Annotated in this window: 25 protein-coding genes and 3 tRNA genes; 23 read left to right on the top strand and 5 right to left on the bottom strand. The window is 70.6% G+C overall.

What is annotated here, in order from left to right; genetic code table 11:
• Positions 1-28: 28 nt before the first annotated feature.
• From AB0K73_RS09360 to AB0K73_RS09345, 4 genes are all read left to right on the top strand, one after another.
• Entirely contained in the window at positions 29-2,509 is a 2,481-nt protein-coding gene (locus AB0K73_RS09360; protein ID WP_360517395.1) for an ATP-binding protein, read from the top strand.
• The gene (locus tag AB0K73_RS09355) at positions 2,506-3,186 is read left to right on the top strand and encodes a response regulator (protein ID WP_360517392.1); all 681 of its coding nucleotides are present in this window, start codon (positions 2,506-2,508) and stop codon (positions 3,184-3,186) included. The genes AB0K73_RS09360 and AB0K73_RS09355 overlap by 4 nt, the downstream gene beginning before the upstream one ends.
• A gap of 92 nt (positions 3,187-3,278) precedes the next feature.
• The gene (locus tag AB0K73_RS09350) at positions 3,279-4,655 is read left to right on the top strand and encodes a potassium transporter TrkG (RefSeq protein WP_360517389.1); all 1,377 of its coding nucleotides are present in this window, start codon (positions 3,279-3,281) and stop codon (positions 4,653-4,655) included.
• Positions 4,648-5,355 (top strand): TrkA family potassium uptake protein, encoded by a 708-nt coding sequence (locus tag AB0K73_RS09345; RefSeq protein WP_360517386.1) that lies wholly within the window; start codon positions 4,648-4,650, stop codon positions 5,353-5,355. Before AB0K73_RS09350 ends, AB0K73_RS09345 begins: the two co-directional genes overlap by 8 nt.
• Positions 5,356-5,526: 171 nt before the next feature.
• On the opposite strand, the gene AB0K73_RS09340 is transcribed toward AB0K73_RS09345, so the two are convergent.
• From AB0K73_RS09340 to AB0K73_RS09330, 3 genes are all read right to left on the bottom strand, one after another.
• A tRNA-Phe gene (locus AB0K73_RS09340) sits at positions 5,527-5,602 on the bottom strand.
• Positions 5,603-5,691: 89 nt separating this feature from the next.
• A tRNA-Asp gene (locus tag AB0K73_RS09335) sits at positions 5,692-5,765 on the bottom strand.
• A gap of 51 nt (positions 5,766-5,816) precedes the next feature.
• A tRNA-Glu gene (locus tag AB0K73_RS09330) sits at positions 5,817-5,892 on the bottom strand.
• A 246-nt stretch (positions 5,893-6,138) separates the two neighbouring features.
• Between AB0K73_RS09330 and AB0K73_RS09325 the strand changes: the two genes are divergently transcribed.
• The 3 genes from AB0K73_RS09325 to AB0K73_RS09315 all read left to right on the top strand — a co-directional run bounded on the left by AB0K73_RS09325 (position 6,139) and on the right by AB0K73_RS09315 (position 9,996).
• A complete protein-coding gene (locus AB0K73_RS09325; protein WP_360517383.1) occupies positions 6,139-7,485 on the top strand; it encodes a M23 family metallopeptidase in 1,347 nt (448 codons plus the stop codon).
• Positions 7,478-8,821, top strand: coding sequence for a C40 family peptidase (locus AB0K73_RS09320; protein WP_360517380.1), 1,344 nt, complete (start codon positions 7,478-7,480; stop codon positions 8,819-8,821). The genes AB0K73_RS09325 and AB0K73_RS09320 overlap by 8 nt, the downstream gene beginning before the upstream one ends.
• Before the next feature lie 197 nt (positions 8,822-9,018).
• Positions 9,019-9,996 (top strand): type IV toxin-antitoxin system AbiEi family antitoxin domain-containing protein, encoded by a 978-nt coding sequence (locus AB0K73_RS09315; protein ID WP_360517377.1) that lies wholly within the window; start codon positions 9,019-9,021, stop codon positions 9,994-9,996.
• Between the two features lie 86 nt (positions 9,997-10,082).
• On the opposite strand, the gene ppa is transcribed toward AB0K73_RS09315, so the two are convergent.
• Positions 10,083-10,589, bottom strand: coding sequence for an inorganic diphosphatase (ppa, locus tag AB0K73_RS09310; protein ID WP_360517805.1), 507 nt, complete (start codon positions 10,587-10,589; stop codon positions 10,083-10,085).
• Positions 10,590-10,651: 62 nt separating this feature from the next.
• On the opposite strand from ppa, the gene tilS reads away from it, so the two are divergent.
• The 3 genes from tilS to hpt all read left to right on the top strand — a co-directional run bounded on the left by tilS (position 10,652) and on the right by hpt (position 12,768).
• Positions 10,652-11,656 (top strand): tRNA lysidine(34) synthetase TilS, encoded by a 1,005-nt coding sequence (gene tilS / locus AB0K73_RS09305; RefSeq protein WP_360517374.1) that lies wholly within the window; start codon positions 10,652-10,654, stop codon positions 11,654-11,656.
• Between the two features lie 66 nt (positions 11,657-11,722).
• Complete coding sequence (locus AB0K73_RS09300) at positions 11,723-12,145, top strand: hypothetical protein (RefSeq protein WP_360517371.1); 423 nt, start codon at positions 11,723-11,725, stop codon at positions 12,143-12,145.
• A gap of 71 nt (positions 12,146-12,216) precedes the next feature.
• The gene (gene hpt / locus AB0K73_RS09295) at positions 12,217-12,768 is read left to right on the top strand and encodes a hypoxanthine phosphoribosyltransferase (protein ID WP_360517368.1); all 552 of its coding nucleotides are present in this window, start codon (positions 12,217-12,219) and stop codon (positions 12,766-12,768) included.
• Positions 12,769-12,776: 8 nt separating this feature from the next.
• On the opposite strand, the gene AB0K73_RS09290 is transcribed toward hpt, so the two are convergent.
• A complete protein-coding gene (locus tag AB0K73_RS09290; protein WP_360517365.1) occupies positions 12,777-14,339 on the bottom strand; it encodes an MFS transporter in 1,563 nt (520 codons plus the stop codon).
• A 97-nt stretch (positions 14,340-14,436) separates the two neighbouring features.
• On the opposite strand from AB0K73_RS09290, the gene AB0K73_RS09285 reads away from it, so the two are divergent.
• The 13 genes from AB0K73_RS09285 to AB0K73_RS09225 all read left to right on the top strand — a co-directional run bounded on the left by AB0K73_RS09285 (position 14,437) and on the right by AB0K73_RS09225 (position 25,620).
• Positions 14,437-15,099: a helix-turn-helix domain-containing protein gene (locus AB0K73_RS09285; RefSeq protein WP_360517362.1), complete on the top strand. Its 663-nt coding sequence runs from the start codon at positions 14,437-14,439 to the stop codon at positions 15,097-15,099.
• Between the two features lie 65 nt (positions 15,100-15,164).
• Positions 15,165-17,183: an ATP-dependent zinc metalloprotease FtsH gene (gene ftsH / locus AB0K73_RS09280; protein WP_360517359.1), complete on the top strand. Its 2,019-nt coding sequence runs from the start codon at positions 15,165-15,167 to the stop codon at positions 17,181-17,183.
• Between the two features lie 28 nt (positions 17,184-17,211).
• The gene (folE, locus tag AB0K73_RS09275) at positions 17,212-17,805 is read left to right on the top strand and encodes a GTP cyclohydrolase I (RefSeq protein ID WP_360517356.1); all 594 of its coding nucleotides are present in this window, start codon (positions 17,212-17,214) and stop codon (positions 17,803-17,805) included.
• Positions 17,798-18,628 (top strand): dihydropteroate synthase, encoded by an 831-nt coding sequence (gene folP / locus AB0K73_RS09270; RefSeq protein ID WP_360517353.1) that lies wholly within the window; start codon positions 17,798-17,800, stop codon positions 18,626-18,628. The genes folE and folP overlap by 8 nt, the downstream gene beginning before the upstream one ends.
• The gene (gene folB / locus AB0K73_RS09265) at positions 18,612-18,983 is read left to right on the top strand and encodes a dihydroneopterin aldolase (RefSeq protein ID WP_360517350.1); all 372 of its coding nucleotides are present in this window, start codon (positions 18,612-18,614) and stop codon (positions 18,981-18,983) included. Before folP ends, folB begins: the two co-directional genes overlap by 17 nt.
• Complete coding sequence (folK, locus tag AB0K73_RS09260) at positions 18,980-19,465, top strand: 2-amino-4-hydroxy-6-hydroxymethyldihydropteridine diphosphokinase (protein ID WP_360517347.1); 486 nt, start codon at positions 18,980-18,982, stop codon at positions 19,463-19,465. Before folB ends, folK begins: the two co-directional genes overlap by 4 nt.
• Positions 19,462-19,935, top strand: a complete 474-nt coding sequence (locus AB0K73_RS09255; RefSeq protein WP_360517344.1) for a DUF3180 domain-containing protein — start codon at positions 19,462-19,464, stop codon at positions 19,933-19,935. Before folK ends, AB0K73_RS09255 begins: the two co-directional genes overlap by 4 nt.
• On the top strand, positions 19,928-20,569 hold the full coding sequence (locus tag AB0K73_RS09250) for a PH domain-containing protein (protein WP_360517341.1): 642 nt from the start codon (positions 19,928-19,930) through the stop codon (positions 20,567-20,569). Before AB0K73_RS09255 ends, AB0K73_RS09250 begins: the two co-directional genes overlap by 8 nt.
• Positions 20,566-22,215 (top strand): PH domain-containing protein, encoded by a 1,650-nt coding sequence (locus AB0K73_RS09245; RefSeq protein ID WP_360517337.1) that lies wholly within the window; start codon positions 20,566-20,568, stop codon positions 22,213-22,215. The genes AB0K73_RS09250 and AB0K73_RS09245 overlap by 4 nt, the downstream gene beginning before the upstream one ends.
• Positions 22,205-22,963, top strand: a complete 759-nt coding sequence (locus tag AB0K73_RS09240) for a DUF2520 domain-containing protein (RefSeq protein WP_360517334.1) — start codon at positions 22,205-22,207, stop codon at positions 22,961-22,963. The genes AB0K73_RS09245 and AB0K73_RS09240 overlap by 11 nt, the downstream gene beginning before the upstream one ends.
• Positions 22,960-23,829 (top strand): pantoate--beta-alanine ligase, encoded by an 870-nt coding sequence (panC, locus tag AB0K73_RS09235; protein ID WP_360517331.1) that lies wholly within the window; start codon positions 22,960-22,962, stop codon positions 23,827-23,829. The genes AB0K73_RS09240 and panC overlap by 4 nt, the downstream gene beginning before the upstream one ends.
• Positions 23,830-23,907: 78 nt before the next feature.
• On the top strand, positions 23,908-25,440 hold the full coding sequence (gene lysS / locus AB0K73_RS09230) for a lysine--tRNA ligase (RefSeq protein ID WP_360517328.1): 1,533 nt from the start codon (positions 23,908-23,910) through the stop codon (positions 25,438-25,440).
• Between the two features lie 30 nt (positions 25,441-25,470).
• Positions 25,471-25,620 (top strand): hypothetical protein, encoded by a 150-nt coding sequence (locus tag AB0K73_RS09225; RefSeq protein WP_360517325.1) that lies wholly within the window; start codon positions 25,471-25,473, stop codon positions 25,618-25,620.
• Positions 25,621-25,758: the final 138 nt, after the last annotated feature.

Here is a 25,758-nt window from a genome sequence, read left to right as displayed (position 1 = left end):
GCGGTCGCATGGTGGGAGACTGGGCGCTATGGGACGGGGACGGCTCCGCGTGCTGCTGGGCGCGGCTCCCGGTGTCGGCAAGACGTACGCGATGCTCGAGGAGGGTCGGCGCCTTCGCGACGAGGGGCACGACGTCGTCGTGGGATTCGTCGAGCCGCACGGCAGAGCCGCCACGGCGGAGATGGTTGACGGGTTCGAGGTCGTCCCGCGACGCGTCGAGACGCACCGCGGCCTCCGGCTCGAGGAGATGGACGTCGACGCGTTGCTGGCGCGGAAGCCCGAGATCGCCCTCATCGACGAACTCGCCCATACGAACGCACCGGGCTCCCGTCACGTGAAGCGTTGGCAGGACGTCGACGACCTGCTCGACGCCGGCATTGACGTCATTTCGACCGTGAACACGCAGCACATCGAATCGCTCGGCGACGTCGTCTCCGAGATCACGGGCATGACGCAGGGCGAGACCGTCCCAGACGCCGTACTGCGCGCTGCCGACCAGGTCGAGGTGGTCGACCTGGCGCCGCAGGCCCTGCGGGACCGGCTCGCGACCGGCCTCGTGTACCCGGCCGAGCGCATCGACGCGGCCCTGTCGAACTACTTCCGGCTCGGCAACCTCACGGCACTCCGGGAGCTCGCACTGCTCTGGCTCGCCGACGAGGTCGACCAGGCCCTCAAGGCGTACCGCGCCGAGCACGGCATCACCGGCAGGTGGGAGGCACGGGAGCGTGTCGTCGTCGCGCTGCCGGGCGGGCCCGAGGGGGAGACGCTGCTGCGGCGCGGCGCCCGCATCGCGGCGCGCTCGTCGGGCGGTGAGCTCCTCGCCGTGCACGTGACCAGTCCAGACGGCCTGCGGACGCGGCATCCGGAAGCCCTCGATCGGCAGCGCACGCTCGTCGAGCGCCTCGGGGGTACCTTCCACGAGGTGGTCGGCGGAGACATCCCGAGGGCACTCGTCGATTTCGCGCGGGCATCGGATGCCACGCAGCTCGTCATCGGGGTAAGCCGCAGGTCACGGCTCGCCGCCGCGTTCACCGGTCCGGGCATCGGTGCGACCGTGATCCGCGAGTCCGGCGACATCGACGTGCACATCGTGACGCACGCGGCGGCAGGATCGGGCTTCTCGCTGCCGCGGCTCGGCGGGGCGCTCAGCGGGCGTCGACGCATCGCCGGCTTCGCCGTGGCACTCGTCGCCGGCCCGTTGCTGAGCTGGCTCCTCTGGCTGCTTCGTTCCGAGTCATCGATCACGGGCGACGTGCTCGCCTATCAGTTGCTCGTCATCGTCGTCGCGTTGGTCGGGGGACTGTGGCCAGGGTTGTTCGCGGCGGTGCTCTCGGGTATCACGCTGAACTTCCTGTTCATCGAGCCGCAGTACACGTTCGCGATCGGGCAGCCCAGGCAGCTGTTGGCCCTTGTCTTCTACGTGGTCAATGCGCTGCTGGTCAGCTACGTCGTCGATCAGGCGGCCCGCCGCACGCGTGAGGCGAGGCGGTCGGCGGCTGAGTCGGAACTGCTCGCCACGATTGCCGGGAGCGTGCTGCGCGGGGAGGGCGCCCTGCAGGCGATGGTGACGCGCACCCGGGAGGCGTTCGGGTTGACCGGCGTCCGGCTGCTCGTCGATGGAGAGGTCCTCGTCACCGACGGGGAGCCCACGCCCGACGAACACCACGCGGACGTGCCGATCGGCGCCCGCGGCCTACTCGAGCTCCACGGGCGCGAGCTCGAGGCATCCGAGCGTCGACTGCTCGCGGTGATCGCGACCCAACTGGAGACGGCGATCGAGCAGGGCGCGCTCGCGAGCGCGGCGTCGGCGGCCGACTCGCTCGCCGAGACCGATCGGGTGCGCAGCGCCCTACTCGCCGCCGTAGGGCACGACCTGCGCCGTCCACTGACTGCCGCAAGTGCCGCAGTGAGCGCGCTACGGACCGACGACGTGAAGCTCGGGGATACCGAGCGACGGGAGCTGCTCGATACCGCCGCGGTGAGTCTGGAGTCGCTCGCGGAACTCGTCACGAACCTGCTCGACGTGAGTCGGGTGCAGGCTGGCGTGCTCGCCGTCACCATCGCGCCTGCCGAGGTCGCCGACGTGGTGTTCCCTGCCCTCGAGGAGCTGCGGGCCGGTCCCGGGGAGCTCGAGCTCGAGCTGCCGGATGACGCGCCGCGGGTGCTCGCGGATGGCGTGCTGCTCCAGCGCGTCGTCGTGAATCTCCTCGCCAACGCCCTACGGTTCTCACCACCGGGCGAGCGTGTGCGGGTGACCGCAAGTACCTTCCGGGGTTCGGTGCAGCTGCGGATTGTGGACCGCGGGCCCGGCATCCCGGTCGAGCGTCGTGATCAGGTGTTCACACCGTTCCAGCGGCTCGGCGACACCGACAACGACGCGGGCCTCGGCCTCGGTCTCGCGCTGTCGAAGGGCTTCGTCGAGGGGATGGACGGCACACTGGACGTGGAGGACACGCCGGGCGGCGGCGTGACGATGGTGGTCACCCTCCCCGCGGAGGAGGTCGCGTGAGGATCCTCTTGGCCGACGACGACGAGCAGCTGCAGCGCGCGCTGCGCATCACGCTGACCGCCCGCGGTTACGAGGTGCTGCAGGCTCGCAATGGTGCGGAGGCCATCGACCTCGCGGCGAACGGGCATCCCGACCTCATCGTGCTCGACCTCGGCATGCCGAGGGTCGACGGCCTCGACGTCATCCGAGCCGTTCGCGCCTGGTCGAGCGTACCGATCCTCGTGCTCTCGGGTCGCACCGACTCGACCGAGAAGGTCGAGGCGCTCGACGCAGGCGCCGACGACTACGTCACCAAGCCGTTCGCGATGGACGAGTTCCTCGCCCGGATCCGAGCGAGGTCGCGGCGGCCGGCGGGGGAGGAGGACGCGACATCCGTACGCATCGGTGACCTCGAAGTCGACCTCGCCGCCCGTACGGTGCGAACCCCGGACGGGCGGCCGAGCAGCATCCGGCTGACCCCCACCGAATGGCGGCTGCTCGAGCTGCTGCTCCGCAACCCCGGCAAGCTCATGACCCGCCAGATGCTGCTCGGCGAGGTGTGGGGGCCGTACCACGCGAATGACGGCGGGTACCTGCGGCTCTACATGGCCCAGTTGCGGCGCAAGCTCGAGCCGGTGCCGTCCGAGCCGCGTCACCTCGTGACCGAGCCGGGCATGGGGTACCGGTTCGACCCCTGATCCGAGGCTCCTAACGGAATCCATACGGCCGCGAACGGAATCCTGACGGTACGCCGACGCCGGCGCCCCGGATTCTGAGCTGGACTCGAAGGGTGACTATTCGGGAGTCGGTGCACGCCGTTCGGCGCCTCCGCACCCGACCCGGATCCCGCCTCCACCCGGCGCAAGCCGTGGTGATGGGGTTCTCCGCCGCCGTGCTGGCCGGCACCCTACTGCTGTGGCTTCCGCCGATGAGCGTGGAACCCAGCGGCACCAGCTTCATCGACGCACTGTTCACGGCGACGAGCGCAGTCTGCGTGACCGGGCTCACGGTCGTCGACACCGAACTTCACTGGAGCCCGCTCGGGCACGCGGTCATCCTGCTGCTCATCCAGCTCGGCGGGCTCGGCATCATGATCTTCGCGTCGCTGATCGGCCTCGTGCTGGCGCGCAAGCTGTCAGTGCGGGCGCGCCTGAACACGGTGACAGAGGCGAAGGCGATCGGCCACGACGATGTCCGCGGCCTGGTGCGCGGCATCGTACTGATCTCCTTCGCCATCGAGGGCGCGACATGGACGTTCCTGTTCCCGCGGTTCCTGTTCGGCTACGACTACGCACCGCAGGATGCCGCGTGGCACGCGTTGTTCCACTCGGTGTCGTCGTTCAACAACGCTGGCTTCGCCCTGTACTCGAACAACATGATGGACTTCGTCGCCGACCCGTTCATCTGCCTGCCGATGTCGGCGGCGGTCATCCTCGGCGGGCTCGGCTTCCCGGTCATCATGCAGCTGCGCAAGGAGTTCACGCGCCCGCTGCACTGGTCGATGAACACCAGGCTCGTGCTGTGGGGCACGGCCGCGCTGCTCGTGGGCGGCACGGCCTACCTCACGGCCGTGGAGTGGTCGAACCCCGACACCTTCGGTCCGCTCGACCCGGCGGCGAAACTCCTCGCGAGCTTCTACGCGTCGGTCCAGACGCGCACCGCCGGGTTCAACAGCGTCGACATCGGGCTGATGCACGACGAGAGCTGGGTCGCCATGGACGTGCTGATGTTCATCGGCGCCGGCCCGGCGGGCACCGCGGGCGGCATCAAGGTGACGACCTTTGCGGTGCTGTTCTTCATCGTGCTGACCGAGTTCCGGGGCGAGGGCGCGGTGAACATCTTCGGCAAGCGGCTCTCACGTGCGGTGCACCGCCAGGCGATCACCGTCGTGCTCGTGGCCGTCGGGGCGGTCATGGCCGCGACTGTGCTGCTGATGCACCTCACGGGACTCGCGTTCGATCGCGTCCTGTTCGAGGCGGTCTCCGCGTTCGCGACCGTCGGCCTTTCGACGGGCATCACGTCGAACCTGCCGCCCTCCGCCGAGGTCGTGCTCGTGCTGCTCATGTTCCTCGGCCGCATCGGCCCGCTCACGCTCGGCTCGGCGATCGCGCTCCGAGAGCGCCGCGTTCTCTACGAACTCCCCAAGGAAAGGCCCGCCATTGGCTAGGTTCTCCATCTTCGGCGGCGGAGCTGCCGACACGTCTCGCCGGATCGCCGAGGCCGACTCCGTGGCGGTGATCGGCCTCGGACGGTTCGGCAGTTCGCTCGCCCTCGAACTCATGCGAGCCGGCACCGACGTGCTCGGCATCGACGCGTCCATGGACATCGTGCAGTCGTTGAATGGGCAGCTCACCCAGGTGGTGCGCGCCGACTCTACGAAAGCGGAGGTGCTGAAGCAGCTCGCCGTCGACGAGTTCGACCGGGTGGTCGTCGCCATCGGCTCGGACATCACCGCCTCCATCCTCACCTGCTCGGTCCTCCTCGGAATGAAGACGCCGGTGATCTGGGCGAAGGCCGTCACCGAGCAGCATGCGCTGATCCTCGAACAGCTCGGCGTGCACCACGTCATCCGGCCCGAGGCCGACATGGGCAAGCGCGTCGCGCACCTCGTTCGTGGCGCGGCGCTCGATTACATCGAGATCGAACCGGGGTACGCGATCGTGAAGTCCTCGCCGCCGGCGCGCCTGCACGGCGTCCCCCTCGGACAGACCGGGCTCCGCAAGGAGTACGGCGTCACGATCGCCGCCTACAAGCATCCTGGCGCTGAGTGGCACAATGCCGACGCCGAGACGGTGCTGGTCGAAGGGGACAGGATTCTCATCGTCGGGCCAACCCGCAAGGCGGAGGGGTTCGCGCAGCTGCGCTGAACTCTCGACGGAGACGTCGCCCTCATCGCGGTCATCAGCGGTCGTCTGTGCGGATTCTCCTCATGTTCCGCGGCGGGGTCGTTCTTCGCAGTAGAACGGTGATCAGGATGGGTGCATACGCTCTGAACCGCACGAGCGACGACAGAAGCCCCGGTTGCCCGGGGGTTTTGATGGTGGCTCCGACCGGCATCGATCCGGTGACCTTTCGATTTTCAGTCGAACGCTCTACCAACTGAGCTACAGAGCCTCGGGGCATCCGACCGATCGAAACCGGACCAGGTGCCTCGATAAGGAGAAAGCCCCTTCTCTCGAAAGGGAAAGGGCTTGTCGCCTGAGCGACCCTGACGGGACTTGAACCCGCGACCTCCGCCGTGACAGGGCGGCACGCTAACCAACTGCGCTACAGGGCCTCGTTGGTGTTCTCTCGAACACCGGCTTTTCAATTGTAGTGGACCTCGTCGTGGTGACCCCAACGGGATTCGAACCCGTGCTGCCGCCGTGAAAGGGCGGTGTCCTAGGCCACTAAACGATGGGGCCGAGTGGCCGTGCCCGAGGGCATGACCGCCGACAAGCAAGCATACGTGCCATCGCCCGCAATGGCAAAACGCGAGCGCCGGATGCCTCGAAGCCCGGGTTGCGGCATCAGGGACACCCGTCTGCGGCATCCGCCACGCGCGACCGAAATCCCCGGATACCGCGGGCGGCGTGCCTATCGTGAGGGCTGCACCTGTCCGCACCACAGCCAGGAGCGCGGGGCCCAGAGCCCGCGTGGACCGGGGAACCATGAACCGAACCACCGACCGCAGGCCGTCCGTCCGAGCCCGACGATCTCCCCGAACGTGGAGCCGCCGGAGGGCTGGCGCGCGCCTGCTCGGCCGGCGCATCCGGCACTTCGTCGCGGGGTTCTCGGTCGCCGCGATGGCCGTGGTCGGCGCGGTCGCGGTGCCGGCCGGTGCGCAGGCGGCGGCGTATCCCACGTGGGACGAACTGCAGGCCGCGAAGGCCAACACCGTCGCTGCTGCCGCCGCCGTCGTGCAGGTCACGGCCCTCATCGCGCAGCTCGAGGCGAACGTCGTCGCGACTCGAGCCGAGGCCGAACGCCGCACCGACGAACTCATGGTGGCGCAGCAGAAGTTCGACGACGCCGTGATGCGCGCGAACCAGATCCAGGCGCAGGCCGACCAGTCGGCTGCCGAGGCCGCCGCCGCCGAGAAGAACGCCGGGCAGGTGGCGGCGCAGCTCTACCGCGCGGGCTCTGGCGACGTCGGCGTGAACCTCTTCCTCGACGCCGGCAATGCCGCCGCGACCGAGGCCCTGCTCGCGAAGCTCGGCAGCATGGAGAAGATGGTCGAGCGCACGTCGGGCATCTACAACCGCGCACAGGAGAAGCAGAACGCCGCCCGCTCGCTCGCCGACCAGGCCGAGGTGGCTCGCGCCGAGCGCGAGCGGCTCCGCATCGCGGCCGAGGAGGCCCTTGCGGTGGCACAGGCCGCACAGGCCGCGGCCGAGGCGGCGCTTGCCGAGTCGCAGGCGAAGAAGATCGAACTGGAGCAGCAACTCGCCTTCCTGAAGGACACCGAGGCGAAGACGGCCGCGGCCTACGAAGAGGGCGAGCGGATCCGCAAGGCCGAGGAGGAGCGGCGTCGCCAGGAGGAAGAGGCCGCGCGGCGTGCGGCCATGGCGAGCGGCGGGCCCAGCACGGTCGCGAGCTCGGGCTGGGCCAAGCCCGCGGGGGGCTACATCAGCGGCAGCTACGGTCCTCGGCAGGTGATCTGCGGCGGCGGGTACTGCTCGAGTCCCTTCCACTACGCCGTCGACATCGCCACCGGATGCTCCGCGCCGATCTATGCGGCCAACAGCGGCGTCGTGACCTACTCGGGGTGGTCGGGCAGCTACGGCAACTTCATCAAGATCGACCACGGCGGCGGGATCTCCACGGGCTACGCGCACATCCGCGACGGTGGACGGTTCGTCGGTGTCGGCCAGTGGGTCGGCTCCGGGCAGAACATCGCGTCGAGTGGCACGACGGGCGCCTCGACCGGGTGCCATCTGCACTTCGAGGTGTACTCGGGCGGCAGCCGCATCGACCCGTACAGGTTCATGGCCGACCGCGGGGTGCACCTTGGCTGACCAGCGCACGCGTCCGGTGTCGCGGGTGAAGCCCGCGACCCTCTTCTCCACCGTCGCCGTCGGCGCGGTCACCGCGTCGGTCGTCGCATCCGGCGGACCGGCCATGGCCGAGCCCGACTACCCCTCGTGGAGCGAGATCGAGCAGGCGAAGCAGAACGAGCAGACCAAGCAGGCCGAGATCGCCCGCGTCGGTGAACTCCTCACAGGACTGCAGCAGGCAGCGGATGCCGCGGTGCAGACCTCGATGATGGCCGACGAGGCCTGGCGCATCGCCATCGACGAACGCGACCGCGCTGCCGAGCGGGAACGTGCGCTCGGCCGGCAGGCCGATGAGGCCGACGCGGTCGCCGAGATCTCGAAGATGCGCGCCGGACTCCTCGCCGCGCACCTGGCGAAGACGGCCGGCAACGACCTCACGGCCGAGTTGGTGTTCTCCGGGCAGGACACGCAGGCGCTCCTCCAGCAGCTCGGCATGGCCTCGCAGCTGGGGCAGCAGGCGAACGACATCTACGAGCAGGCCATCGCCGACCGGAACATCGCCGACGCGCTGCGTGGTCAGGCCGCCGCTGCCGCGAAGGAGCGCGACCGGCTCGCCGCCCTCGCCGAGGCCCGCGCCGACGTGGCACGCGATGCCGCCGCCGCGGCGAATGCCGCAGTCGCCACGCAGGAGCAGAAGTCGGAAGAGCTCTACGCACAGCTCGCGAGCATGAAGGACACGACGGCCGAGCTCGAGCGGCAGCGCGTGGAGGGTCAGGCGCGGGATGCCGCCGCTGCGGCCGCCGCGGCCGCCGCAGCCGCGCAGGCCGCGGCCGCGGCTGCAGCCGCTGCGCAGGCCGCGCAGCCGGCGCAGCCCGCCGCTCCCGCTCCCGCGCCTCCGCCCGCTCCCGGGGCGCCCGCCCCGCTGGCGCCCGCGCCTGCCCCCGCGCCTGCCCCCGCCCCCGCGCCCGCCCCGGCCCCGCCCGACTCGGGCGCCGTCGAGGCGGCGATCTGGTTCGCCAGCCAGCAACTCGGCGAGCCGTACCGCCTGGGCGGCGCCGGACCGAACGTCTGGGACTGTTCGGGCCTCACGAAGGTGGCCTACGCCAACGCGGGGATCTACATCGGCACGCACTCGGCGACGAACCAGTACTACACGCTCGCCGGTCGTGGACTCGCGGTGCCCGTCTCGCAGATCCGGCGCGGCGACCTGCTGTTCTGGGGATCGGGCGGTGACTACTACCACGTCGCCATCTACCTCGGCGGCGGACGCATCCTCGAAGCGCCCCGAGACGGGGTGCCCGTGCGCGAGTACTTCATCTGGGGCTCCCCGTCGGCGGCCGCCCGCCCCGCGGGCTGAGCGCTCCACCCCCCCGATCGCTGTCGTACGCGACGACCCTTTGCCGGTCGGAGGCCGGTTGCATCTCGCCGTGGACCGCCAACACGTCGTCACGGCGAGCCGCCAGCCGTCCCTCCACAGGTATGCGGTGCGTTCGGGTTGTCGACAGCGAGGGCTCCGGATGCATCACGGATGCCGCGGCGTGGCAGCGTGACCGGATGCATCCGGGATTCCTGACCAACCGTGACGGGTTCGTGCTCGCACGCGACGCTCGCGCCGCCGGACTCACCTCAGCACTGGCGGCAGCCGTCGCCGAGGGATCGCTCGAGCGAGTGCGTCGCGGCGTGTATCGCGAGCCGCCGGCGCCGGATGCATCGTTGTCGAGGTCGAAGCGGGCCGCGCTCGAATATCGGGCGCAGGTGTTCGCTGCCGCGGAAACCCTGCGCTCTCCGATCTTCACGTCGTACTCGGCGATCGCCGTCCACGGGCTGCCGATCATCGGAGCGTGGCCGGCGGAGGTGTTCGTCATGGCTCCCGATGGACATGGCCATCGGCGGCCCACCACGATCGCGATGGCCCGGATCGGCGATTTCGCGGTCGAGTCGATCGACGGCGTCGTCGTGACCTCCGTCGAGCACAGCCTGATCCAGCTCTGCCGTTCCGCGACGCTGGGCGCGGCCCTGGTGGCGGTCGATGCGGCGCTCTGTTCCATGCCCTGGGATCCGACTCCGCCGAGGACGACGATCGACCGGCTCACGGCCGAGCATGAACGACTGCTGCCCTATGCACGGAGCCGGCGAACCGTGGCGGTGCTCCGTCGTGCGACGTCGCTGGCGGCCACTCCACTTGAGACCTGCAGCAGGCTCGTGATGGAGGAGTTCGGCGTCCCGGCACCCACGCTCCAGCACGCGCTGTGGTTGCCCGAGTGGCGCGAACGGGCCCATCTGGACTTCTACTGGGAGGACTTCGGCGCTGGCGGAGAGGCCGATGGCGATGGCAAGTACCTCAGCGGCGGCAGCGCAGCGGCATCCGCCCGGGCCGTCGTGCGCGAGAAGAAGCGTGAAGACGCCGTGCGTCGACAGCTCCGCGCGTTCGAGCGCTGGGATTGGTCGGAGATGTGGGCAAGGACCCCGCTCGTCGACCGGTTGCGACGTCTCGGCCTGCCGGTCGGCGCGCGCCGCATGCGGCTCTTCTGATGCCAGCGTGACGACCTCTTGGCGGCTGGAGGACTTCAGCAGAAGGTCGTGTGCCGCCAAAGGGTCGTGGAGGTGGGCGCCGCCGCTCAGTGACCCGGGTACGCCTCGATCGCCTTCGCGATGAGCGACTCGGCTTCGGCGGCATCCGCCCAGCCCTCGGTCTTGACCCACTTGCCGGGCTCGAGGTCCTTGTAGTGCTCGAAGAAGTGCTCGATCTCCTTCCTGGTGTACTCGGGGATGGAGTCGACGTCCTGGATGTCGTCCCACCGGGGGTCGCCGGCGGGCACCGCGATGACCTTGGCGTCGCCGCCGCCGTCGTCGGTCATGTGGAACACGCCGACCGGCCGCACCTTCACGCCGACACCGGGGAACAGCGGGTACTGGGTGAGCACGAGCACGTCGAGCGGGTCGCCGTCGTCGCCGAGGGTGTTCTCGAAGAACCCGTAGTCGGTCGGATAGGAGAACGACGTGTAGAGCACGCGGTCGAGGAAGACCCGGCCCGTCTCGTGGTCGACCTCGTACTTGTTGCGGCTGCCCTTGGGGATCTCGATGACGGCGGCGTACTCGCCCATGCTGGGTTCTCCTCTGGTGATGGAAGCTTGGCCCGCGATCGCCCGCAGGGGGTGCGGCGCGTGCGGCGGAATAAGGTTACTTGATGCCTTCCGAGGAACCCTCGGCGCGCAAGCCGCGCCTCACCCCGCCGATCGCCGACGTGCGCCGGGCGGTGCGGGCGGTGCTGCCGGGTCTGCCCGAGCGTGGCCTGGTGCTCGTCGCGCTCTCGGGCGGGGCCGACTCGCTCGCGCTCGCCGCGGCCACGGCGTTCGAGGCGCCACGGGCGGGACTGCGGGCGGGCGCGGTCATCGTCGACCACGGGCTGCAGGACGCGTCAGCGGATGTCGCGGCCGCGGCATCCGACTCCGCCCGGGCGATCGGGCTCGACCCCATGCTCGTGCGACGCGTGGAGGTGATGGGGGAGGGCGGCCCCGAGGCATCCGCTCGCGCCGCCCGGTATGCCGCGCTCGACGCTGCGGCCGACGAGACCGGCGCCGCGCTCGTGCTGCTCGGCCACACGCTCGACGACCAGGCCGAGACCGTGCTGCTCGGGCTCGCCCGCGGGTCGGGCACGGCGAGCCTTGCTGGGATGCCCGCACGCGCGGGCCGGTATGCGCGCCCGCTGCTCGGGATCCGCCGTGCGACCACGCGGCAGGCGTGCCTGGATGCGGGCCTCGCTCCGTGGGACGACCCGCACAATCTCGATCCCGCGTACGCGCGCGTGCGCGTGCGCGAGCGCGTGCTGCCCGTGCTGGAGGCCGAGCTCGGGCCGGGGGTCGCCGAGGCGCTGGCGCGCACGGCCGAGCAGCTGCGCGAAGACGACGAGGCGTTCACGAGCCAGATCGACGAATTCATCGAGGAGATCTGCGAGCCCGCCGAGGCGGGCATCGCAGTGTCTGTCGGGGCGCTCGCGGCGAATCCGGCCGCGCTCAGGCAACGCATCATCCGGCACGTCGTGCGGAGCGAGTTCGGCGTCCCGCTCACGCGCACGCAGACCCTCGAGGTGGCACGGCTCGTGACGGATTGGCGCGGGCAGGGTCCGATCGACCTGCCGGGTAGGGTGCGCGCGCGTCGAGAGGGCGGACTCGTCGTCTTCTCCGCCGGCTGACCGTCGAAGGGCGGTGCGAACCCGGGCGACCTTGCGGCCGGGGCCGCGCTGTGCCACGGTCAGGTCATGGATCGCCCCGCGGTGCGGACGTGGCCGGCGGCCGTCGTCGCCTCCGCCCTGGTTGCCTGGTTCGGAATGGTCCTGCACAACGTCGCCGATCTCCCCGGCCAGGACCTCCTGAGCGTCGAGACGTTCGTGCCGACGCTCATCACATTCGTGCTCGTCGTGCACTGGTTCGTGCGGCCGATCCGGCGCGCCATCACGTGGGCGCTCCTCGTGTGGGCGTGGATCTCGTTGATCGGCGGCGTGATCAGCGTGCTCCCGCTCGGCATCCTGCCGTTCGAGCCCGCCCAGACGCCCATGCACTACGTCTTCCATGCGCTCTACGCGGGGATGCAGGTGCCGCTCATCGTGGTGACCTCGCTCTGGCTTCGCGATGCGCGCCGCGACGTGCAGCCGGAGGAGGCCGCCGACGGGGCCGAGCCCTGAGCGCCGCGAGGCGCGGCGGCGCACGGCGGTAGGCTCGTGGCATCCGTTCGCCCACCGACACAGGGAGCAGCATGGACGCGCGCGAGATCGAGTCCGACCTCAACGAGGTGCTCGTCACCGAGACCGAGATCCAGGAGAAGCTCGCCGAGCTCGCGCGCCGCATCGAGGCCGACTACGAGGGCAAGAACCTCCTCCTCGTCGGTGTCCTGAAGGGCGCGGTCATGGTCATGGCCGACTTGGCCCGCGAGCTCCGGTCGCACGTGAACATGGACTGGATGGCCGTCTCCTCCTACGGCGCGGGTACGCAGTCGAGCGGCGTCGTTCGCATCCTCAAGGACCTCGACACCGACCTCACCGGGCGCCACGTGCTCATCGTCGAGGACATCATCGACTCGGGCCTGACGCTCAGCTGGCTGCTCGGCAACCTGGAGTCGCGCGGAGCCGAATCAGTGGAGATCTGCGCACTGCTGCGCAAGCCCGAGGCGGCGAAGGTCGACGTGACCGTGAAGTACCTCGGATTCGACATCCCCAACCAGTTCGTCGTCGGCTTCGGCCTCGACTACGCCGAGCGCTACCGCAACCTGCGCGACGTCGCGGTGCTCGCGCCGCACGTCTACAGCTGAGGCGCGCCCTAGGGCACCTCTTCGGCAGGCGCCTCCGGCCGGTACGCGGCCACGCCTCGCAGGAACACGAGCGCGATCAGCGCGACCGCGACCATGACGAGGGCGATGAGCGCGGTGCCCACCCACATGCCCGTGAGCCAGGCGTCGCGCGCGGCCGAGAGGAGCGCCTCTCCGGCCGCGGCGGGCAGGGTCACGGCGACCTCGGCCGCGCCAACGAGGCTGTCGGTCGCGGTGCTCGCCTCCGTGGGGCGGAGCCCGGTCGCGGCATCCGCGAACCCGAGTCGGTACACGGCGGCGGTGACCGAGCCGATGACCGCGATGCCGATCGCGAACCCGAGCTCGCTGCTCGTCTCGGACAGTGCGGCGGCGCCGCCCGCGCGCTCCGGCGGAACCGAGCCGACCACGAGGTCGGTGCCGAGCGCGACCATCGGGCCGCAGCCGAACTGCCAGAACGCGTAGCCGACCACGATCCAGGCGAGGTCCCCCGACGTGGCGGCCACGACGATCCCCAAGCCGGCGATCGAGACGAGCATGCCCGACGCGATGAGGATGGCCGGGCGGATGCGTCGGGCGAGCCACGGCGCGATGAGCATGCCGATCACGCCCGTGGCGATCGCCGGCACCATCGCGACGCCGGCCGCGAACGGGGGCAACTCCCGCACGAGCTGCAGGTACTGCGCGATCAGCAGCATGAAGGCGCCGGTGACCGTGATCAGGTGCATGCCGACGAGCGCCGCGTTGAACCGGCGGTTCCGGAACAGCGTGACGTCGAGGAGGGGCTCGGCGAGTCGCCGTTCGCGCCGCAGGAAGAGCGCGGCGATCATCACGCCTGCGATGATGGCGCCGATGGGCAGGGGCTGCCAGCCGATGCGCGCGATCTCCTTCACGCCGAAGACGACGGGGAGGATCGCCGCGAGCGAGAGCGCGACGCTCGCGAGGTTCAGCCGTCCGACGCCCTCGTTGCGGTACTCCGGCAGGAGCAGCGGGCCGAGCACGAGCAGGAGCAGCATCGGCGGGATGCCGAGCAGGAACACGGCGCCCCACCAGAAGTGCTCCAGCACGATGCCGCCGACCATCGGCCCGATCACCGCGCCCGACATGAAGCACGTGAGCCAGATGCCGATCGCGACCGAGCGCTGCCGAGCGATCGGGAACATCGTGCTGATGAGCGAGAGCGTGGACGGGGCGAGGGTCGCTCCGGCGATGCCCATCGCGCCGCGCGCGAGGATCAGCATCAGCGGCGTCGTCGAGAAGGCCGCGACGACGGATGCCACGGTGAACGCCGTCGCGCCGATGAGCAGCAGTCGCCGGCGACCCACCCGGTCTCCGACCGCCCCCATGGTCACCAGGAAGCCGGCGAGCAGGAACGAGTAGACGTCCATGATCCAGAGCTGCTCGGTACTCGACGCGCCGAGCGAGACGCTGATGCTCGGCAGGGCGAGGAGCAGGACGAACACGTCGATCGAGACGAGCAGGCTGGCCAGGCCCAGCACCCCGAGCCCGACCCACTGGCGCGGTCCCGCAGGTGCACTCGTGGTCGCTTCCGTCGTGGTCGTCGTCGATGCCGTCATGTCGTCCTCCTCGTCGATGCCGCCCAGTCAAGCAGGCTCGACTTCAGAATTGCAAGTAATAACTTCAAAACCTGAAGTTGACTGATAGACTCGATCCATGGCCAAGCGCAGCTATCAGGACGGATGCGGCGCCGCCCAGGCGCTCGACATCGTCGGCGAACGATGGGCGCTGCTCGTCGTGCGCGAGCTCACCCTCGGCCCCCGGCGCTACAGCGACCTCCTCGCCGCCATGCCCACGATCGGCACGGCCGTGCTCGCCCAACGCCTCGCCGACCTGGTCGCGGCCGGCGTCGTGCGCCGTCGCGCGCTTCCGGTGCCGGTCTCCGCGACCGTGTACGAGCTCACGGCGTGGGGCACCGAGCTCGAACCGATCATCAGGGCCCTCGGCCGGTGGGGAGCCGCCTCGCCGAACCTCCGCCGCGACCTGCCGATCAGCGTCGCGACGTCGGTGCTCGCGCTGCGCACCAACGTGGTTCCCGAGCGCCTTCCCGAGCACGACCTGCGCATCGGGCTGCGCCTCGGCGGGCTTCCGTTCGTGGCGTCGGTGGCCGACGGCCGGTTCACGGTCGAACCCGGCGAGGCGGCGGATGTCGCAGCCACCGTCGCGACCGACCCCATCACGCTCGCGCGCATCACCCTGGACGGACATCCGCTGCGGCTGGCCACCGCCGAAGGCGCGGCACACGTCGATGGCGACGTCGACGCCGCTGAAACGATACTCGGATGCTTCGAGCTCCCGCCGGTCGCCGACACGGCATAGCGCTGCGCAGCCCTCAGCGAACATACGGCCGCCCCTCAGCGCCGCCAATGTAGCCTTGCAGGACCATGAACATGAAGAAGATCCTGCGCGGGCCGATCATCTACATTCTGCTCGCGATCGTCGCCGTGTGGATCGGATCCAGCCTGATCACGGCGTCGGGCTTCCGCGAGGTCTCCACGCAGGAGGGCCTCGAGCTCCTCAAGGACGACAAGGTGTCGGCGGTCAAGATCGTCGACGGCGAGAACCGCGTCGACCTGACGCTCGCCCAGCCCGACGAGGAGCTGGGAACGCAGGTGCAGTTCTACTACGTCACCCCGCGCGGCCTCGATGTCATCGCCGCGATCGACGACGCCAACCCCAAGGACGGCTTCAACGACGAGGTGCCGCAGCCCAACTGGTTCCTCTCGATGCTCGGCATCCTCCTGCCGCTCGTGCTCATCGGCCTCTTCTTCTGGATCATGCTCTCGGGCATGCAGGGCGGCGGCAACCGCGTCATGCAGTTCGGCAAGTCCAAGGCCAAGCTCGTCTCCAAGGAGAGCCCGAAGGTCACCTTCGACGACGTCGCGGGCGCCGATGAGGCCATCGAGGAGCTCCACGAGATCAAGGACTTCCTGAAGGACCCGGCCAAGTTCCAGGCGGTCGGGGCTCGGATCCCCAAGGGCGTGCTGCTCTACGGCCCTCCCGGCACCGGCAAGACGCTGCTCGCCCGCGCCGTCGCGGGTGAGGCGGGCGTGCCGTTCTACTCCATCTCGGGTTCCGACTTCGTCGAGATGTTCGTCGGTGTCGGCGCATCGCGCGTGCGCGACCTGTTCGACCAGGCGAAGCAGAACGCGCCGGCCATCATCTTCGTCGACGAGATCGACGCGGTCGGCCGCCACCGCGGCGCCGGCCTCGGCGGCGGGCACGACGAGCGCGAGCAGACGCTGAACCAGCTGCTCGTCGAGATGGACGGGTTCGACCCGAAGACCAACGTCATCCTCATCGCCGCGACGAACCGTCCCGACATCCTCGACCCCGCGCTCCTGCGCCCCGGTCGCTTCGACCGGCAGATCGGCGTCGACGCGCCCGACCTCAAGGGCCGCCAGAAGATCCTCGAGGTGCACGCCAAGGGCAAGCCGCTCGCGAAGGGCGTCGACCTCGAGGTGCTCGCACGCAAGACGCCGGGCTTCACCGGCGCCGACCTCGCGAACGTGCTCAACGAGGCCGCGCTGCTCACCGCCCGCTCGAACGCGCAGCTCATCGACAACCGCGCGCTCGACGAGGCGGTCGACCGGGTCATCGCCGGTCCGCAGCGTCGCTCGCGGGTCATGAAGGACAAGGAGAAGCTCATCACCGCGTACCACGAGGGCGGACACGCACTCGCGGCGGCGGCGATGAACTACACCGACCCCGTGACGAAGATCACGATCCTGCCGCGTGGCCGTGCCCTCGGGTACACCATGGTGCTGCCGCTGGAAGACAAGTACTCGGTCACCCGCAACGAGCTGCTCGACCAGCTCACCTACGCCATGGGCGGCCGCGTCGCCGAGGAGATCATCTTCCACGACCCGTCGACAGGCGCCTCGAACGACATCGAGAAGGCCACGTCGACCGCTCGCAAGATGGTCACCGAATACGGCATGAGTGCCACCGTCGGTGCCGTGAAACTCGGCCAGTCGCAGGGCGAGGTCTTCCTCGGCCGAGACATGGGCCACCAGCGCGACTACTCCGAGGAGATCGCCGAGGTCGTCGACACCGAGGTGCGCAAACTCATCGAGCAGGCGCACGACGAGGCGTGGGAGGTCCTCAACGCCAACCGCGACATCCTCGACCGGCTCGCCGCGGAACTGCTCGAGAACGAGACGCTCGACCACAACCAGATCGCCGAGATCTTCAAGGACGTGCAGAAGCTCCCCGAGCGCCCGCTCTGGCTCTCGAGCGACAAGCGGCCCGTTTCCGACCGCCCGCCGATCTCGTTCCCGACCGAGAAGATGCCGATCGACCAGGGCGCCGTCGACGGCGGCGTCGACTCGGGGCAGACCCCGGTGGAGGAGCCGGCCGCGTCCCGCGCGCCGCGCACGACGCCGCGCCCTGCGACGGCGTAGTCATTCACCGACCCGAAGAGGGGTGGCCATGGCCGAGGTCGACACCGCGCGCATCGAGCGCGCCGTGCGCGAGATCCTGCTCGCCATCGGCGAGGATCCGACGAGACCCGGGCTGCAGAGCACACCGCAGCGCGTGGCGGCCGCGTACGCCGAGTTCTTCGACGGCCTGCACGTCGATCCGCTGACACATCTCGCCGACTCGGTGCCCATCGGCTCGAGTGACAAGGGCGTGCCAGCGACGTCCGACGCCGTGGTGCTGCGCGACCTGGCATTCCGCTCGGTGTGCGAGCACCACCTGCTCCCGTTCGTCGGCACCGCCCACGTGGCATACCTGCCGGGCGACCGGGTCGTCGGGCTCGGGCGCATCCCCGCCGTCATCGACACGCTCGCAGCCCGGCCGCAGCTGCAGGAGCGGCTCGCCGAGGAGATCGCGGATGCCCTCCAGGAGGGTCTCGACCCCAAGGGCGTGCTCGTCGTGCTCGATGCGCAGCACCGCTGCGTGACGACGCGCGGCGCACGTCAGGAGCGCAGCTCGACGATCACGATCGCGAGCCGCGGCGCCCTCGCCGAGCCGGCGGCGCGTGCCGAGATCATCCACCTCATCGGAGCCCGCGATGCGTGACGAGCCGACGAGAACGCTCATCATGGGCGTCGTCAACGTCACGCCCGACTCGTTCAGCGACGGCGGCCGCTGGCTCGATGCCGAAGCGGCCATCGCGCACGGGCTCGAACTCGTCGCCGACGGCGCGGACGTGCTCGACGTCGGGGGCGAATCCACGCGTCCGGGCGCCGCGCGCGTCGAGCCCGACGAGGAGCTGCGCCGCGTGGTGCCCGTCGTGAGGGAGCTCGCCGGCCGCGGCATCCGGGTCAGCGTCGACACCATGCGGGCGGCCACCGCCCTCGCCGCCGTCGAGGCCGGGGCGGAGATCATCAACGACGTGTCGGCGGGCCTGGCCGACGAGGCGATGGCCGCCATCGCCGCCGAGACGGGCGCACAGTACGTCGCGATGCACTGGCGCGGCCACTCCGACCGCATGGACTCCCTCGCCGAGTACACGGATGTCGCGGCCGAGGTGCGCGACGAGCTCGCCGCCCGCGTCGACGCGCTCGTCGCGGCCGGCGTGTCGCGTGAGCGCCTGATCCTCGACCCCGGACTCGGCTTCGCCAAGCGCGGCGCCCAGAACTGGGAACTGCTCGGCCGCCTCGACGTGCTCGGTGAGCTCGGGCTGCCGATCCTCGTGGGCGCATCTCGCAAGCGGTTCCTCGGCGCGATGCTGCCCGATGACGCGAACATGGAGGAGCGCGACCTGCCCACGGCCGTGATCAGCGTGCTGTCGGAACAAGCAGGTGCGTGGGGCGTTCGCGTGCACGACGTCCGCTCCACGAGACGCGCGCTCGACGTCCTCGGGGCGTGGCAGAGTGGACGACGTGGCCAATACTCGTGATCGCATCGCCCTGACGGGCATCCGAGTGCGCGCGCACCACGGAGTGTTCGAGTTCGAGCGGGTCGAGGGCCAGGAGTTCGTCATCGACATCGCGGTGGCGGTCGATCTCTCGGCCGCGGCATCCGATGACGACCTCGACCGCACCGTGAACTACGGCGAGCTCGCCGAGGCCGTCGCTGCCGCCGTCGAGCGGGATCCAGTCGACCTCATCGAGACGGTCGCCGAGCGAGTGGCCGACATCGCACTCGGTTTCCAAGCCGTCGAAGAGGTCGAGGTCACGGTGCACAAGCCGCAGGCCCCGATCACCGTGCCGTTCACGGATGTCTCGGTCACGATCGTGCGGGGGCGCGCATGACGCGGGCAGTCATCGCCTTCGGTGCGAACCTCGGCGATCGCGAGGCCACCATCGCCTCCGCGACCCGGGAGCTCGCCGACACGCAGGGCATCACGCTCGTGGCCGTCTCGCCGGTGTACCAGAGCCCCGCCATGAAAGACGGGGGAGTCGACCGCGACGCCCCTGGCTACCTCAACGGCGTACTCGTGATCGAGACGGCGCTCGAGCCGCACCGCCTGCTCGACGTGTTGCAGGCGATCGAGACCGCGCACGGTCGGGTGCGCACCGAGCACTGGGGCGACCGCACCCTCGACCTCGACCTCATCGACTTCGGCGGGCGGCGGCAGTTCGACGCCCGGCTCGAGCTGCCGCATCCACGCGCGTGGGAGCGCGCCTTCGTGCTGCAGCCGTGGCTCGACGTCGAACCCGATGCGGTGCTGCCGGGGCGCGGATCCGTGGCCGACCTGCGTCGGGCTGCAACCGATGAGGTGGTTCGCCGATGAGGCGCACGCATCCGTCGGCGATCATCGCGTTCACCCTCGCCGGCGTCGTGCTCGGATACCTCGGCGACCTCGCCACGGTGTCGACCGGAGGCAAGGCCATCGTGCCGCCGATCTCGCTGCCCGTGACGCTCACGGGCGTGGCCATCATGGTGGTGGCCCTCGCGTGGCCCATCCGCCGGGCCGTCAAGGGCAAGACCACGAAGCACCTCGACCCGTTCCGGGCCATGCGCACGGCGGTGCTCGCGAAGGCCTGCAGCCTGAGCGGCGCCCTCGTGCTCGGGTTCGGCATCGGCATCACGCTGTTCCTCGTGACCCGGAGCGTCCTGCCGTCGGCCGAGACGGTGTGGCTCGCCCTCGGGACCGCGATCGGCGCGGCACTGCTCCTCGCCGGCGGCCTCATCGCCGAGCACTTCTGCACGCTGCCGCCCGACGACACCGAGACCGAGAAGGAAGAACACGCACATGCCTGAGGCCGCCCACCACGACGAACCGATCGAGGCGGCGCAGATCCCCGACGCGGCGCAGATCCCCGAGGCGGCGCAGATCCCCGAGGCGGCGCAGATCCCCGAGGCGGCGCAGATCCCCGAGGCGGCGCACGCAGCACACGATGCGGGCGCGGCATCCGACACCGTCGCGGCATCCGACGACGACTGGCACCGCGTGTCGCCGAAGTACGTCGTCGTCGAGGTCGTGGGCTCGCTCATCGGCATGGCGATCTTCGTCGGCGCGTTCACGGTCGCCTACCTCGTGTGGGGGCAGTGGTGGTGGCTCTGGGCCGCGATCGGGGTCGGCGTCATCTCGCTCGTCGGCATCGCCCTCGAGCCGCGTCGGGTGCGTTCCATCCGCTACCGCCTCCGCGACGACGACCTGCTGTTCCGTCGCGGCATCATGTTCCAGCGGCAGGTCGCCGTGCCCTACGGTCGCATGCAGCTCGTCGACATCACGCGAGGCCCTGTCGCTCGCGCGCTCGGGCTCGCCGACCTCAAGTTCGTCACCGCGGCGGCGGCGACCGCCGTCACCGTGCCAGGCCTTCCCATGGAGGAGGCCGACCGCCTGCGTGACCGGCTGGTCGCGCTCGCCGAAACCCGACGGGCGGGGCTGTGAGCGCACTCGTGCGCCCCGCGCGGGTCACGAACCTCGCCGACGGCGAGTGGCACCGGCTGCATCCGGCGAGCCCGCTGCTGCGCGGCGGCCTGGCGCTGCTCGCCGTGCTGGGGTTCATCATCGCGAACCTGCGCGAACGGCTCGTCGACATGTTCCTCGTGCTCTTCGCGCCCGAACTCGGCCCGGCCTTCCGTCCCGGGGCCGGCGACTCGGGCGGTGACTGGGCCAACGACCCGATCGGCGGCATCGTCTCGAACGGTTTGGTCGGCTGGGCGCTCGCCGGTCTTGCCGTGATCATCGCCGCGCTCGTCGCGGGCTTCTGGCTGTCGTGGCGCATGCACACCTTCCGCGTGACGCAGGAGGCGGTCGAGGTGCGAAGCGGCATCCTGTTCCGCTCGCACCGGAGCGCCCGGCTCGATCGCATCCAGGGCATCAACGTCAATCGCCCCCTGTTCGCGCGGCTGTTCGGCACGGCCAAGCTCGAGGTCTCGGTGGCCGGGCAGTCCGCGAACGTGCAGCTGGCCTACCTGGGGTCGGCGCTCGCCGACGGGCTCCGTGCCGACATCCTCCGGCTCGCGTCGGGCGCGAGGGCCGCGAAGGCGGCGGATGCCGCGGCCGCCCGCGGCCCGGCCGTGACACCGGGCGGCGAGGGCGACGGCGAGCTGCCGCACGACGGCCGCCTGCACGTGCCGGCCGTGATCGGCCAGCGCGTCGACGAGTTCCTCGCGCCCGAGCTCGATCCCTCCCTCGCCCCGCCCGAGTCGATCGTGCACCTGCCGCTCGGTCGCGTGATCGCCTCCACCTTCCTCGGCGGCTCGATCGTGTGGCTCGCGGTCCTCGTCGGCGTCATCGCGGTCGGCTTCACCACCGGGCAGTGGTGGGTGCTGTTCTCCTTCGTCCCCGCGCTCATCGGTCTCGTGAGCTACGTCTGGTCGCGCATCACGAAGTCGCTCCGGTACTCGATCGCCGGCACGCCCGACGGCGTCCGCATCGGCCACGGCCTGCTCTCCACGGGCAACCAGACCATTCCCCCCGGACGCATCCACGCGATCGAGGTGTCGCAGTGGATCCTCTGGCGGCCCTTCGGCTGGTGGTCGATCCGCATCAACGTGGCCGGGCAGTCGGTGAGCGCCTCGAACGACGCGGCCCAGCGCACGCTCGTGCTGCCCGTCGGCACCGTCGCCGACGTACACCGCGTGCTCGCGCTGCTGCTGCCCGACGCGGCATCCGCCGTCGACCCGCTCATCGAGGCCGGGCTCATCGGCCGGTTCGACCGCGGCGGATTCTCGCGCACCCCCACGCGTGGCGCCTGGCTGCGGCCGTTGTCATGGCGGCGCATCGGCTGGGCCCTCGCCGACGGCGTCGCGTTGCTTCGCCGCGGCTGGCTGCAGCGGAGCCTCATCCTCGTGCCGCTCGCGCGCATGCAGTCGGTGGCGGTTGCCGCAGGTCCGATCGGCCGGATGCTCGGGCTCGCGTCCGTGCGCATCCACACGGTCGCCGGGCCCGTGACGGCCAGCCTGCCCGTGGCCGATCGCACTGAGGCGTTCGCGCTGTTCGAGCGGCTCGCCGACGAGGCGGTCGAGCGTGCCGTGGCGGACACCTCCGACCACTGGGGCGTGCGACCGGAGGTCGCCGATGCCGGCTGAGCGCGCCGGTCGGCTCGGCGTCGGCACCATCGGGGCCGGTCGCGTGGGCGCCGTGTTGGCCGCGGCCCTCGCCGGGGCCGGCCACGCCCTCACGGGCATCGCCGCCGTCTCCGAGGCGAGTCGGGAGCGCGCCGCGGCGATGCTGCCGGCCGTGCCCGTGCTGCCCATCCCCGACATCGTCGAACGCAGCGAACTCGTGCTGCTCGCCGTGCCCGAGTCCGAGCTCGAGGCGCTCGTCACCGGCCTCGCCGAGGCGGGCGTCTGGCAGCCCGGGCAACTCGTGCTGCACACGGCCGCGCGCTTCGGTACGGGGGTGCTCGCTCCCGCCATGCGTGCCGGGGCGATCCCGCTCGCCGTGCACCCCGCGATGAGCTTCACGGGAACGAGCATCGACCTCGCGCGCCTGCCGGGCACCTGGTTCGCCGTGACCGCGCCCGCTCCGGTGCTGCCCATCGGTCAGGCGCTCGTCGTCGAGATGGGCGGTGAGCCGTTCGTGGTCGCCGAGCACGACCGCGCCGCCTACGGCGAGGCCATCGACACGGCCGTCTCGTTCTCGACGGCCGTGGTCGACCAGGCGAGCGGGCTCCTCGAAGGCATCGGAGTGCCGCGAGCCGGTGCGGTGCTCGCCTCGCTCGTACGCAGCACGGTGGAGAACGCGCTCTCGCGCCACGACGCGGGGCCGCTCCCCGACGGGGCGGGTACGATCGACGAGGCCGGCATCGACCGGCCGCTGGGAGGTGGCGAGTGACCGAGGTCGCCGCAGGCACACGCACGGTCTCGACGATCGCGGAGCTCAGGGCGCTGCTCGACGAGCGACGCGCGGCCGGGGCATCCGTCGCCCTCGTGCCGACCATGGGGGCGCTGCACGACGGGCACTTCGCGCTCGTGCGGCGGGCCCATGAGGTCGCCGACGTCGTCGTGGTGTCGATCTTCGTGAACCCCCTGCAGTTCGGGCCCAACGAAGACCTCGAGAAGTATCCGCGCACGCTCGAGGCGGATGTCGCGGCGCTCGCGGGCCTCGGCGTCGACGCGGTGTTCGCGCCCGGCGTCGACGAGATGTACCCGCGCGGCGCCGAGGGCGGCACCACGATTCACGCCGGTCCGATCGGCGCCCGCTACGACGGGGCGTCGCGGCCGGGTCACTTCGACGGCATGCTCACGGTCGTCGCGAAGCTCTTCGGCATCGCCCAGCCCGACGTGGCCGTGTTCGGCCAGAAGGACGGGCAACAGGTCTTCCTGGTGTCGCGCATGGTCGCCGATCTCGAGCTGCCGCTGCGCCTCGAAGTGGTGCCGACGGTGCGGGAGCCCGACGGGCTCGCCCTCTCGAGCCGCAACCGCTACCTCGATGCCGAGCAGCGGAAGGCGGCCCTCGTGTTGGTCGAGTCGGTGCGGGCGGCGGAGGCCGCCGCCGCCGACGGCCCGTCGGAGCTGCTCGCCGAGGGCGTGGCCGCGTTCGGCGACCATGACGGCGTGAACCTCGACTACTTCGTCGTCGTCGACCCCGAGACCTTCCTGCCGATCTCCGACGACTTCCGGGGGCGGGCCCTCGTGCTCGTCGCCGCATACGTCGGCAGCACGCGCCTCATCGACAACGCGTACGTCGAGGTCGGCTGAGCGCGTTCCGCCGATCGAGCGGCCGAGCCGGCCCAAGTAGGCTGGTGCACGCACGATTCCGCGAACCGAGAGTGAACGATGGCCGAAACCCCCACGGACGTAGCAGCCGAGCCGACCGCCGAGGAGATCAGTGCTGACGAGATCTCCGAGCAGAAGGCCGTGCGGCTCGCCAAGCGAGACCGGCTGATCGCGGCATCCGACGACCTCGGCCTCGGAGCGTACCCGGTGCGCCTGCCGATCACGGCCACGATCCCCGAGGTGCGGGATCGCTTCGTGGGCCTCGGCGTCGACGAGGCGAGCGGCGAACAGGTCGGACTCGCCGGCCGCGTCATGTACTCCCGCAACACGGGCAAGCTCTGCTTCGCGACGCTGCAGTCGGGCGACGGGAGCCGCATCCAGGCGATGGTGTCGCTCGGTGAGGTGGGCGAGGAGTCGCTCGCCGAGTGGAAGGAGCTCGTCGACCTCGGCGACCACGTCTTCGTCGCCGGTGAGGTCATCACGAGCCGCCGCGGCGAGCTGTCGATCATGGTGAAGGAGTGGCGCATCGCGTCGAAGGCGATCCTGCCGCTACCGAACCTGCACCACGAGCTCTCCGAGGAGACGCGCGTGCGCAGCCGCTACCTCGACCTGATCGCCCGTGAGCAGGCGCGCCGCAACGTCATCGACCGCGCCAAGGTCAACGCCAGCCTCCGTTCGACCTTCACGAGCCTCGGGTTCATCGAGGTCGAGACGCCGATGCTCCAGGTCATGCACGGCGGGGCATCCGCTCGCCCGTTCGTGACGCACTCCAACGCGTTCGACACCGAGCTGTACCTGCGCATCGCGCCCGAGCTCTACCTGAAGCGCGCGGTCGTCGGCGGCATCGAGCGGGTGTTCGAGATCAACCGCAACTTCCGCAACGAGGGCGCCGACTCGACGCACAGCCCCGAGTTCGCGATGCTCGAGGCGTACGAGGCGTACGGCGACTACCACACCATCGCCGACCTCACCCAGCAGCTCGTGCAGGACGCGGCGATGGCCGTCTCGGGCACGCACGTCGTGACCTGGGCCGACGGCACCGAGTTCGACCTCGGCGGCGACTGGGAGCGGCTGTCGATGTACGACTCGCTGTCCGCCGCGTTGGGGGAGCGGATCACCGCCGAGACGCCCATGTCGCGGCTCGAGGAGCTCGCCGATGCCGAGGGCATCGAGGTCGACCACCCTCTTCCAGGCAAGTACATCGAGGAGCTCTGGGAGCACCACGTCAAGCCGCGGCTCGAGCGGCCGACCTTCGTCATGGACTTCCCGCTCGACACCTCGCCGCTCGTGCGCCAGCACCGCACGATCCCCGGCGTCGTCGAGAAGTGGGACCTCTACGTGCGCGGCTTCGAGCTCGCGACCGGCTACTCCGAACTCGTCGACCCCGTCGTGCAGCGCGAGCGCTTCGTCGAGCAGGCGAAGCTCGCCGCCGGCGGCGACCCCGAGGCCATGCGCCTCGACGAGGAGTTCCTGCGCGCGCTCGAGTTCGGCATGCCGCCGTCGGGAGGCATGGGCATGGGCATCGACCGGCTCCTCATGGCGATCACGGGGCTCGGCATCCGCGAGACCATCCTGTTCCCGCTGGTCAAGTGAGCGGATGCCCCGAATGAACGGATGCCGCGAATGAACGACTACCTCCCCAAGAAGGAACTCGAACCCGACCCCGATCCGAAGCGCCCGTCGAACGCGCGGGTCATGATCTGGATCGTCGTGGGCGCGATCGGCGTCTACCTGGTGGGCTCGGGCATCTGGGGCATCGTCACGGGCGGCTGACCCGCCGGCACTCGCCGCCCGCTCCCTCTCGCCCGTCCCCAGAACATGAGGACACGCCGTGGCGGGCGCGAGAACAGGGCGAATTGACCGGTTCCGGCGGCGGGCCCATGCATCCGCACCGCCCGCACTCGTCCTCCC

Source organism: Agromyces sp. NPDC052230 (genome assembly GCF_040679595.1).
Classification (GTDB): domain Bacteria; phylum Actinomycetota; class Actinomycetes; order Actinomycetales; family Microbacteriaceae; genus Agromyces.
This window is presented reverse-complemented; position numbering and strand designations above follow the sequence as displayed.